Source organism: Pseudomonas sp. GCM10022186, assembly GCF_042656385.1.
GTDB lineage: Bacteria > Pseudomonadota > Gammaproteobacteria > Pseudomonadales > Pseudomonadaceae > Metapseudomonas.
Genome location: NZ_JBHSOU010000021.1, coordinates 1 through 10,167 on the forward strand (window position 1 = coordinate 1; position 10,167 = coordinate 10,167).

Genomic DNA, 10,167 nt, shown 5'->3' on the forward strand with positions numbered 1-10,167 from the left:
CACGAGTGTTACTTGTGATGCTGATAATCAGTCGACTACCAGACTTACCTCACAAGCACCCACACGAATTGCTTGATTCAGTTGTTAAAGAGCGTTTCGATCAATTCTTTCGTCTCAACCGAGGCCGCGCATTCTACCGCAGCCCTTCTTGCTGTCAAGCTGTTTTTCGAAATTTTCTTTTCTACTCAACTGCTTGCTGCTTCTGCGACCTGGTCGCTTCAGCGAGGGGCGCATTCTACATCACCCCGCCTTGCCGTCAAGCTGTATTTTGAAAATTTCTTTTCATTTCAACAGCTTACCGCCTTCGAGAACCTCGGTCCCCGTCAGCGAGGCGCGCATTCTACATGAGCCGGGAAGGCTGTAAACCCCCTTTTTGAAATTATCTTCAAATGACTCTTTGCACCTATATATAAGAAGAGGGCTAGATAACTTCCGCCTTGCGCAATGCATCCACCTGCTCGCCAGCAAGACCCAATACGCGCTGGAGCACTTCCCGGGTATGTTCGCCGAGAAGCGGCGGCGGCATGCGGTACTCCACCGGCGTATCGGAAAAGCGCAGTGGGCTGGCCACCTGCGGCACTACCCCGGCCAGGGGATGTTCCAGTTCGACCCGCAGCCCCCGCGCCTGTACCTGGGGATCGGCGAAGACCGCCGCCAGGTCATTGATGGGCCCGCAGGGCACGCCGACTTCTTCCAGCGCACTCACCCATTCGGCCGAGGTCTTGAAGACGGTGGCCTGGCGAATCAGCGGTATCAGCTCGGCGCGATGAGCCACTCGCGCCTTGTTGGTTGAAAAACGCGGGTCGTCCGCCCACTCCCGATGACCGGCGACCTCGCAAAACTTGCGGAACTGACTGTCATTACCCACGGTGAGGATGAAATCGCCATCCGCTGTGGGGAAATCCTGGTACGGCACTATGTTCGGATGGGCGTTACCCAGACGGTGCGGCGGATTACCCGTGGTCAGGTAGTTCATTGCCTGGTTGGCCAGACAGGCGACCTGCACGTCGAGCAGCGCCATGTCGATATGCTGTCCCTTGCCAGTGATCTCCCGCGAGGCCAGCGCGGCCAGCATGGCGACTGAGGAATACAGCCCGGTAAGGATGTCGGTCAGCGCCACACCCACCTTGACCGGCCCGGCGCCCTCTTCCTGGTCGGAGCGGCCGGTGATGCTCATCAGCCCGCCCAGCCCCTGGATCATGAAGTCGTAGCCGGCCCGTTTGGCATAGGGGCCGAACTGGCCGAAGCCGGTAATGGAGCAATAGATGAGGCGCGGGTTGATGGCCTTCAGCGACTCATAGTCCAGCCCATAGGTGGCCAGGCCGCCCACCTTGAAGTTCTCGATGAGGATGTCGGACTTCGCCGCCAGCTCGCGGACCAGCTTCTGGCCTTCGGGACGGGTGAAGTCGATGGTCACCGACTGCTTGTTGCGGTTGGCCGAGAGGAAATAGGCCGCCTCGCTGGTATCGCGACCATCGGTGCCCTTGAGGAAAGGAGGCCCCCAGGCGCGGGTGTCGTCGCCGGAGCCTGGTCGTTCGACCTTGATGACCTCGGCCCCCAGGTCCGCGAGGATCTGGCCGGACCAGGGGCCAGCCAGTACACGGGAGAGATCGAGCACACGGATATGGGAGAGCGCGCCAGCCATAGAAACCTCGTCGAGAAGCTAGAAGCTAGAAGCTAGAAGCTAGAAGCTAGAAGCTAGAAGCTAGAAGCTAGAAGAGCGTTGGCTCCTACTCTTCCAGCTTCAAGCTTTCGGCTTCCAGCTCATGCTGATCAGAAGAACGCCTGGATACCGGTCTGGGCGCGACCCAGGATCAGCGCGTGGACGTCGTGGGTCCCTTCGTAGGTGTTCACCACTTCCAGGTTGACCAGGTGGCGGGCCACGCCGAACTCGTCGGAAATGCCGTTGCCGCCCAGCATGTCGCGGGCCAGGCGGGCGATATCCAGGGCCTTGCCGCAGGAGTTGCGCTTCATGATCGAGGTGATTTCCACCGCCGCGGTGCCTTCGTCCTTCATCCGGCCCAGGCGCAGGCAGCCTTGCAGGGCCAGGGTGATCTCGGTCTGCATGTCGGCCAGCTTCTTCTGGATCAGTTGGTTGGCGGCCAGCGGACGGCCGAACTGCTGGCGGTCCAGCACGTACTGGCGCGCGGTGTGCCAGCAGGCCTCGGCGGCGCCCAGGGCGCCCCAGGAAATGCCGTAGCGGGCGGAGTTCAGGCAGGTGAAGGGGCCGCGCAGGCCGCGCACCTCGGGGAAGGCGTTTTCTTCCGGGACGAACACGTTGTCCATCACGATCTCGCCGGTGATCGAGGCACGCAGGCCGACCTTGCCGTGGATGACCGGCGCGGACAGGCCCTGCCAGCCCTTCTCGAGAATGAAGCCGCGGATCTCGCCGGCATCATCCTTGGCCCAGACCACGAAGACATCGGCGATCGGGCTGTTGGTGATCCACATCTTGGCGCCGGTCAGGCGGTAGCCGCCGTCGACCTTCTTCGCGCGGGTGATCATCGAGCCCGGGTCGGAACCGTGGTTCGGCTCGGTCAGGCCGAAGCAGCCGATCCACTCGCCGCTGGCCAGCTTGGGCAGGTACTTCTGCTTCTGCGCCTCGCTGCCGAACTCGTTGATCGGCACCATCACCAGGGACGACTGCACGCTCATCATCGAGCGGTAGCCGGAGTCGACGCGCTCCACCTCGCGGGCGATCAGGCCGTAGCACACGTAGTTGAGGCCGCTGCCGCCGTACTCGGCGGGAATGGTGGCGCCCAGCAGGCCCACTTCGCCCATTTCGCGGAAGATCGCCGGGTCGGTCTGCTCGTGGCGGAAGGCTTCGAGGACGCGCGGGGCCAGCTTGTCCTGGGCGAACTGCTGGGCGCTGTCACGCACCATGCGCTCTTCTTCGGTGAGTTGCTGGTCCAGCAGCAGCGGGTCGATCCAGTTGAAGCTTGCTTTGGCAGCCATGGGAGTGTCCTCGATAAGCGGAGTTCGGGGAGCCGGGCCATCTGGGGACCCTGCCTTATTAGTGTTGGATCATCCTAGACAGCCTAGGCCGAATCGGACAAACGAGGATTTCGCATGTTGTTGTGCTAATTTCTCACTCCGTAGAGCCAAACAGCCCCTTTTAGCGCCATTTGTTGTGAGGCCGAGGTACAGCATGCGTCGGAAGATCCCCAGCACTGCCGCCCTGGTCGCCTTCGAGTCCGCCGCCCGCCACCAGAGTTTCACCAAGGCGGCCGAGGAACTGGCGCTCACCCAGAGCGCCATCTGCCGGCAGATCGCCGGACTGGAGGAGTTCCTCGGGCTGGAGCTGTTCCGTCGCTCGCGGCGCGGGGTAAAACTCACCGAGGCCGGGCTGGCCTATTCCCGGCGTATTGCCGCCCAACTCGACGCCGTGGAGCGCGACACACTTGCGGTGATGGGCCAGCAGGGGGCGATGACGGTGGAACTGGCCATAGTGCCCACCTTCGGCACCCGGTGGCTGCTGCCCAGGCTGAAGGACTTCCAGCGCCTGCACCCGGAAGTCACGGTCAACCTGACCAACCGCACCCGGCCCTTCCTCTTCGCCGATACCGACTTCGACGCAGCCCTCTACTTCGGCGACGCCGAGTGGTCCGGTACCCGAGCCGACTTCCTGATGCATGAAAACTCGGTGCCGGTGTGCAGCCCGGCGTTGCTGGAAGGGCGCAGCGGCCTGGATGCCGAGACCATCGCCCGGCTGCCCCTGCTGCAGCAGACCACCCGGCCCTATGCCTGGCGCCAGTGGTTCAGCTCACTGGGAATGAACGTCGCACGCGACCTCAGCGGGCCGCGCTACGAGCTGTTCTCCATGCTGGCCCAGGCCGCCATGCACGAAATGGGCGTGGCGCTGATCCCGCCCTTCCTTATCCAGCGCGAACTGGCCGACGGCCACCTGGTGGTCGCCCACCCCCACAGTTTCCGCAGCGACAAGGCCTATTACCTGATCATTCCCGAGCGCAAGCTCGAGTCCGCCGCCCTCGGTGCCTTCCGCGACTGGCTGGTGGAGGCCGCCCGCCGCTATCGGAGCGAAGCAGGCCTGGACTGACGCCCCCGTTGTAACGCCAGGTAGCAATCCCCGGCGCGCGCCCCGCACGGTCGCAGCGCAAGCCCTCGTCTAAGCGTCTTTCCGGCGCCCCCATCACCCACTCGGGTGATAGGTGAAATCGCCCATTCAGGCAGTTATGGGGGCGGTTGCGGCTGATTAGCATGAGGCCTCCCAAGACCCGCTCTGGAGAGCCGCATGACAACAAGAACAATGCGCGGAATCTTCCGGCCGCACACGCTGGCCGCCGCCGTCGCCCTGGGTTGCAGCGCCCAGGCCTCTGCCATCACGTTCAACATCGGCGAGATCGAAGCCCAGTTCGACTCCTCCCTCTCGATCGGCGCCAGCTGGGCCGTACGCTCAGCCGACCCGGAATTCATCTCCACCGCCAGTGGCGGCGAGGCGCTGTCGCGGACCTCCGATGACGGTCGCCTGAACTTCAAGAAAGGCGAGACCTTCTCGAAGATCTTCAAGGGCATCCACGACCTGGAACTGAAATACGGTGACACCGGCGTCTTCCTGCGCGGCAAGTACTGGTACGACTTCGAGCTGAAGGACGAGCACCGGCTCTTCTATGACATCGACGACCACAACCGCAAGGAAGGCGCCCGCTCCTCCGGCGCCCAGTTGCTCGATGCCTTCCTTTACCACAACTACAACCTGGGGGACCTGCCGGGCAGCTTCCGCATCGGCAAGCAGGTGGTGAGCTGGGGCGAGAGCACCTTCATCGGCAACAGCATCAACTCGATCAACCCGATCGACGTGGCGGCCTTCCGCCGTCCAGGCGCGGAGATCAAGGAAGGCCTGATCCCGGTGAACCTGATCTACCTGTCCCAGAGCCTGACCGACAACCTCTCGGCCGAAGCCTTCTACCAGCTGGAGTGGGACCAGACCGTCGTCGACAACTGCGGCACCTTCTTCTCCACCTCGGACGTGGTGGCCGATGGTTGCGTCGACCGCCTCGTGGTCAACGGTCCGGACCTGCCGCCCGGCGTGTCCACCAACACCGGCGGCACGCTCTACATTCCGCGTGCCGGCGACCGCGACGCCCGTGACAGTGGCCAGTTCGGCGTGGCCCTGCGCTGGTTCGTGCCCGAGCTCAACGACACCGAGCTCGGTGCCTACGCGATGAATTACCACAGCCGTGGCCCGATCTTCAGCACCATCCGCACCACCACCCCGAGCGCGCTGATCATCCCGGGAGCCCCAGGCGCGCGCTACTTCATCGAGTACCCGGAAGACATCCGCCTCTACGGCCTGAGCTTCCAGACCAACATCGAGGGCACCTCGGTGGCGGGCGAGGTCAGCTTCCGGCCGAACATGCCGCTGCAGCTCAACAGCACCGACCTGTCCTTCGCCGCCCTGGGCATCCCCAACGTGCCGATCTTCGAGAGCGGCCACGCGCGCAACCGCGCCGGCGAAGACCTGCATGGCTATGAGCGCAAGCCGGTCACCCAGGCCCAGGTCACCGCCACCCATTTCATCGACCAGATCTGGGGCGCAAGCCGCCTGACCCTGGTGGGCGAAGTGGGCTACAACCACATCGGCGGCCTGGATGACGATATCGGCGAACTGCGCTTCGGCCGCGACCCCATCTACGGCCCCGGCCAGCTCTCCGCCCAGGCCGTCTGCCTGACGCTCACCGCCGCCAGCCCGGCCCAGCGCGAGTGCAACGACAACGGCTTCTACACCAGCAGCTCCTGGGGTTACCGCGCCCGCGCCAGCCTGGACTACAGCAACGTCTTCGCCGGTATCAACCTGACCCCGAGCATCGCCTGGTCCCACGACGTGGACGGCTATGGCCCGAACTTCAACGAAGGCTCCAAGGCCATCAGCCTGGGTCTCAACGCCGAGTACCAGAACACCTACACCGCCAGCCTGAGCTACACGGACTTCTTCGGCGGCCATTTCAACCCGACCACTGACCGCGACTTCGTCGCCCTCAGCTTCGGCCTCAACTTCTGACCACAGGGACTCCCAAATGACCAAGAGAAGCATCCTGCAATGCGGCGCCCTGGCCCTCAGCCTGCTGTCCGCCAACGTCATGGCCGCCGCCACCCAGGAAGAAGCGGCCCAGCTCGGCACCAACCTCACCCCGCTGGGGGCGGAGAAGGTCGGCAACGCCGACGGCAGCATCCCGGCCTGGACCGGCGGCCTGCCAACCAATGCCGCGGTGATCGACTCCAATGGCTTCCTCGGCAACCCCTACGCCAACGAACAGCCGCTGTTCACCATCACCGCCGCCAACGTCGAGCAATACAAGGACAAGCTGTCTCCCGGCCAGCTGGCGATGTTCAAGCGCTACGCCAGCACCTACAAGATCCCCGTCTACCCCAGCCACCGCAGCGCCGCAGCGCCCCAGGCCATCTACGACGCGGCGAAGCAGAGCGCCCTCAATACCCAGCCGGTGGACGGCGGAAACGGCCTGTCCAACTTCGCCGAGAGCCACTACTACGCCTTCCCGATCCCCAAGGACGGCGTCCAGGTACTGTGGAACCACGTCACCCGCTACCGCGGCGGCAACGCCCGGCGCCTGGTGGTCCAGGCCACGCCACAGACCAACGGCTCCTTCACGCCGGTGCAGTTCGAAGACGAAGTCGCCTTCCCGGCGGACATGAACCAGCTGGACAAGGAAAAGTCGGCCAACGTGCTGCTCTACTTCAAGCAGCGGGTGCTGGCGCCCTCGCGCCTGGCCGGCAACGTGCTGCTGGTCCACGAAACCATCGACCAGGTGAAGGAGCCGCGCCTGGCCTGGCTCTACAACGCCGGCCAGCGCCGCGTGCGCCGCGCGCCCCAGGTGGCCTACGACGGCCCCGGAACCGCCGCCGACGGCATGCGCACCTCCGACAACTTCGACATGTTCTCCGGCGCCCCGGACCGTTACGACTGGAAGCTGGTGGGCAAGAAGGAGATGTACATCCCCTACAACAGCTACAAGCTGGAATCGCCCGCGCTCAAGTACAAGGACATCATCCAGCCCGGCCACCTGAACCAGGACCTGACCCGCTACGAGCTGCACCGGGTCTGGGAAGTGGTCGCCACCCTCAAGCCGGGCGAGCGCCACATCTATGCCAAGCGCCACTACTTCATCGACGAGGACAGCTGGCAAATCGCCTATGCCGACCACTACGACGGCCGCGGCCAGCTCTGGCGCGTCGGCGAAGGCCATGCCAGCTACCACTACCAGCGCCAGGTCAGCTCCTACGCGGTGGAGGCCCTCTACGACCTCATCGCCGGGCGCTACATCGCCCTGGGGATGAAGAACGAAGAGAAGCACGGCATCGAGTTCGGCTTCGCCGCCAACGGCGCCGACTACACCCCGGCCGCCCTGCGCAACGCGGGTATCCGCTGACCCCCTCCGGGCGCCCCATCGGCGGGGCGCCCATTTACCTCCGCCCACGCCTTATGGTGCCCCATCAGCGCTGTCCATGCTGCTTCAAGCCCACCTCTGGGCCATCTAGTCTGCGAGGCTCCGGTTCATCCATAACAACAACTCCGCGAGAACCGCCCCATGCCCCGTCCCGGCCAGACATTGCATGCCCTCCTGCCTCGCCTGCCTCCGGCACACGTACCACGCCCGCAGCTGGTCGAACGCCTCGCCGCCGAGGATGCACGGCTGCGCCTGCTCTGCGCCCCGGCCGGTTTCGGCAAGAGCGTGCTGCTCAACGAATTCCTTCGCGCCCAGGCCGAGCCCGGCCTGGTCATCTGGCTCAACCTCGCGGGTCAACCGCTGACAGCGGACCAGCTGCTCGCCCAACTCGTCGCCGAACTGGGCGAGGCCGTCCCAGCGCTACCCGCGGCCCAGGCCCTGCAGCACCTGCTGGCCCATCGCGGCGAGCAGGTCTGGCTGGTGCTGGACGATTATCCCGACCACCCGCCTGCCGGCCTCGACGACTGCATCGACCAGTTGCTGACCCGCGCCCTGCCCGGACTCTGCCTGCTGGTCAGCGTACGCCAGCGCCCGGCCTGGAACCTGCCACGCCTGCTCCTGGCCGGCGAACTGCTGGAACTGGACGCCATCCAGCTGGCCCTCGACCGTGAGGAGCACGAACGTCTGGTGGACCAACTGGCGCCGCAAACCAGCGCCGTCCTGCGCGAGGAGCTCTGGCAGGAAACCGAGGGTTGGTGTGCCGGCGTGCGCCTGCAACTCTCCGGCAAGGCGCCGGCGAGCACCAACGGCAACCACTGCTGGCTGAAGGAGTACCTGGACCACGAGTTGCTGAGCCGGCTCGGCCCGGACGAGGCGAACTGCCTGTTCGCCCTCGCGCACCTGCCCAAGGTGTCCGCCAGCCTCTGCCAGCATCTCTGGGAGGACAGCGACGGTGCCGCGCTCTTCGAGCGCCTGCTGGCGCGGCAGGCCTTCTGCATGCCGCTGGACGAGCACGGCACCTGGTACCGCGTGCTGCCCGCCGTGGCGCGCGCGCTGCGCCACCGCATCAGCGAGGCGGCCGCCACCCACCTGCACCTCAGCGCCTGTCGCATGTTCATCGCCGCCGGCCAGGTGGAAGACGCCATCGAGCAGGCCCTCTGCGCCGGCCAGCTGGAAGCCGCCGCCAACTACCTGGAACGCCTCGGCCAGGAATGGTTGACCGGCGAACAGCATCTGGCCCATCTCCTGGCCTGGCGTGCCCGCCTGCCCGCCGCCCTGCTGGAAAGCACCCCGCGCCTGCTCAGCCTGAACGCCTGGGGGCTGCTGATTTCCTGGCGCCTGGACGAGGCCGAAGCCTGCATCGCCAAGCTCGGTCACTTCCTGCCGCAGCCAAGCGCCCTGCGCAACCGCAAGCTGCTGGCCAACTGGCAGGCCCTCAACGGAGTGCTCGCGGCGCTGCGCAGCCAATCCGTGGCCGGCGCCCAACGGGATTGCCGCGAAGCCCTGGAGCACCTGCCCGAGCACGACTGGATGCCCATCCTGTTCTGCTACTCCACCCTGGCGCGGGTGGCCATGGCCAGCGGCGCGCCCGAAGAGGCGCCGGCGCATTTGCACAAGGCCCTGGAAATCGCCCGCCGCCACGGCAGCCTGCTGTTCGAGGTGCTGATCAACCTCGACCGCATTCGCCTGCTTCTGCTGCGCGGCGAGTTCGGCCGGGCCCAGACACTGCTGGAGCAAAGCTTCGCCCTGATCGGCCAGCGCAAGCAGGAAGACAGCCTGATGCTCGGCCGCCTGCACCTGATCCAGGCTGAACTGCATCTGATCGGCGATCGCCTGGATGCCGCCGAATGCGCCCTGCACGCCGGCCTGGAGCAGGCCCAGGGCTGCCAGGACCCCTTCGCCCTCCACGGGTTCCTTGGCCTGGCGGAGCTGCACGCCCGCCGCGGCCAGTTCGACCAGGCCTTCCAGGAGCTGCGCGAGGCCGAGCGGCAAATGCACTGCCGCCAGGTCTGGCGCTACGCCTACAGCGGCGTGCTGAACCTGCAGGGCATGCGCGTACTGGCGCGCCAGTGTCGCTGGGAACGGATCGAGCCGGTGGCCCTGCGTATCCAGCGCTACTTCGTTGGCGAACGCGCCTGGATGGCGCCGCTGGACTACCCGACCCTGCCCCTGCGCAACCAGCTGCTGCTGGCCCGCTCGCAACTGGAAACCGGCGCCGCCGAGCAGGCCGAGGCCCTGCTCCAGACGCTCCTGGAGCAATGCCAGAACCTGCAGTTCGTCCCCTTGGGCTGCGAGGTGCGCCTGGCGTTGGCGGCCACCTGGCGCGCCCTAGGCCGTGCCGAAGCCGGACAGTTGCAACGCCAGGCCCTGGAACAGGCCGAACGCCTGGGGATGCATGGCCTGCTGCGCGACGCGCCGCGCGGCGACGGCGCAGGTGCCGCCGAGAACGACCAGGCAAGCCTGCTCAGCCAGCGCGAGCGTGCGGTATTGCAACTGCTGGCCGAGGGCTTCTCCAACCAGGAGATCGGCGGCTATCTGTTCATCTCGGTGAACACGGTGAAAACCCACACCAAGAAGATCAACAGCAAGCTCGGCGTGAAGCGCCGCACCCAGGCGGTCATGCGTGCCAAGACGCTGGGATTATTGGTCTAGCCCCACCAGCGTGTAGCGCTCCTCGCATCCACCCTGCGGACATTTCGCCTGGCCCCCCCCCCCCCGAAAGCGCCCGCAGAAATTCGCTCCT

6 protein-coding genes are annotated in these 10,167 nt (G+C 65.6%); 4 read left to right on the forward strand and 2 right to left on the reverse strand.

Annotated elements, in window-relative coordinates; genetic code table 11:
• Positions 1-421: 421 nt before the first annotated feature.
• Both ACFPU0_RS10775 and ACFPU0_RS10780 read right to left on the reverse strand, forming a co-directional pair.
• A complete protein-coding gene (locus tag ACFPU0_RS10775; protein WP_377692957.1) occupies positions 422-1,645 on the reverse strand; it encodes a CaiB/BaiF CoA transferase family protein in 1,224 nt (407 codons plus the stop codon).
• A 128-nt stretch (positions 1,646-1,773) separates the two neighbouring features.
• Positions 1,774-2,955 (reverse strand): acyl-CoA dehydrogenase, encoded by a 1,182-nt coding sequence (locus ACFPU0_RS10780; protein ID WP_377692958.1) that lies wholly within the window; start codon positions 2,953-2,955, stop codon positions 1,774-1,776.
• Positions 2,956-3,148: 193 nt separating this feature from the next.
• Here ACFPU0_RS10780 and ACFPU0_RS10785 point away from each other — a divergent pair, with 193 nt between their 5' ends.
• The 4 genes from ACFPU0_RS10785 (at position 3,149) to ACFPU0_RS10800 (ending at position 10,076) form a co-directional block, all read left to right on the forward strand.
• Positions 3,149-4,057, forward strand: a complete 909-nt coding sequence (locus ACFPU0_RS10785; protein WP_377692960.1) for a LysR family transcriptional regulator — start codon at positions 3,149-3,151, stop codon at positions 4,055-4,057.
• A 195-nt stretch (positions 4,058-4,252) separates the two neighbouring features.
• Complete coding sequence (locus ACFPU0_RS10790) at positions 4,253-6,019, forward strand: DUF1302 domain-containing protein (RefSeq protein WP_377692962.1); 1,767 nt, start codon at positions 4,253-4,255, stop codon at positions 6,017-6,019.
• Positions 6,020-6,035: 16 nt separating this feature from the next.
• Positions 6,036-7,406 (forward strand): DUF1329 domain-containing protein, encoded by a 1,371-nt coding sequence (locus ACFPU0_RS10795; protein ID WP_377692963.1) that lies wholly within the window; start codon positions 6,036-6,038, stop codon positions 7,404-7,406.
• Between the two features lie 159 nt (positions 7,407-7,565).
• Positions 7,566-10,076 (forward strand): LuxR C-terminal-related transcriptional regulator, encoded by a 2,511-nt coding sequence (locus tag ACFPU0_RS10800; protein ID WP_377692965.1) that lies wholly within the window; start codon positions 7,566-7,568, stop codon positions 10,074-10,076.
• The last annotated feature ends 91 nt before the right edge of the window (positions 10,077-10,167 follow it).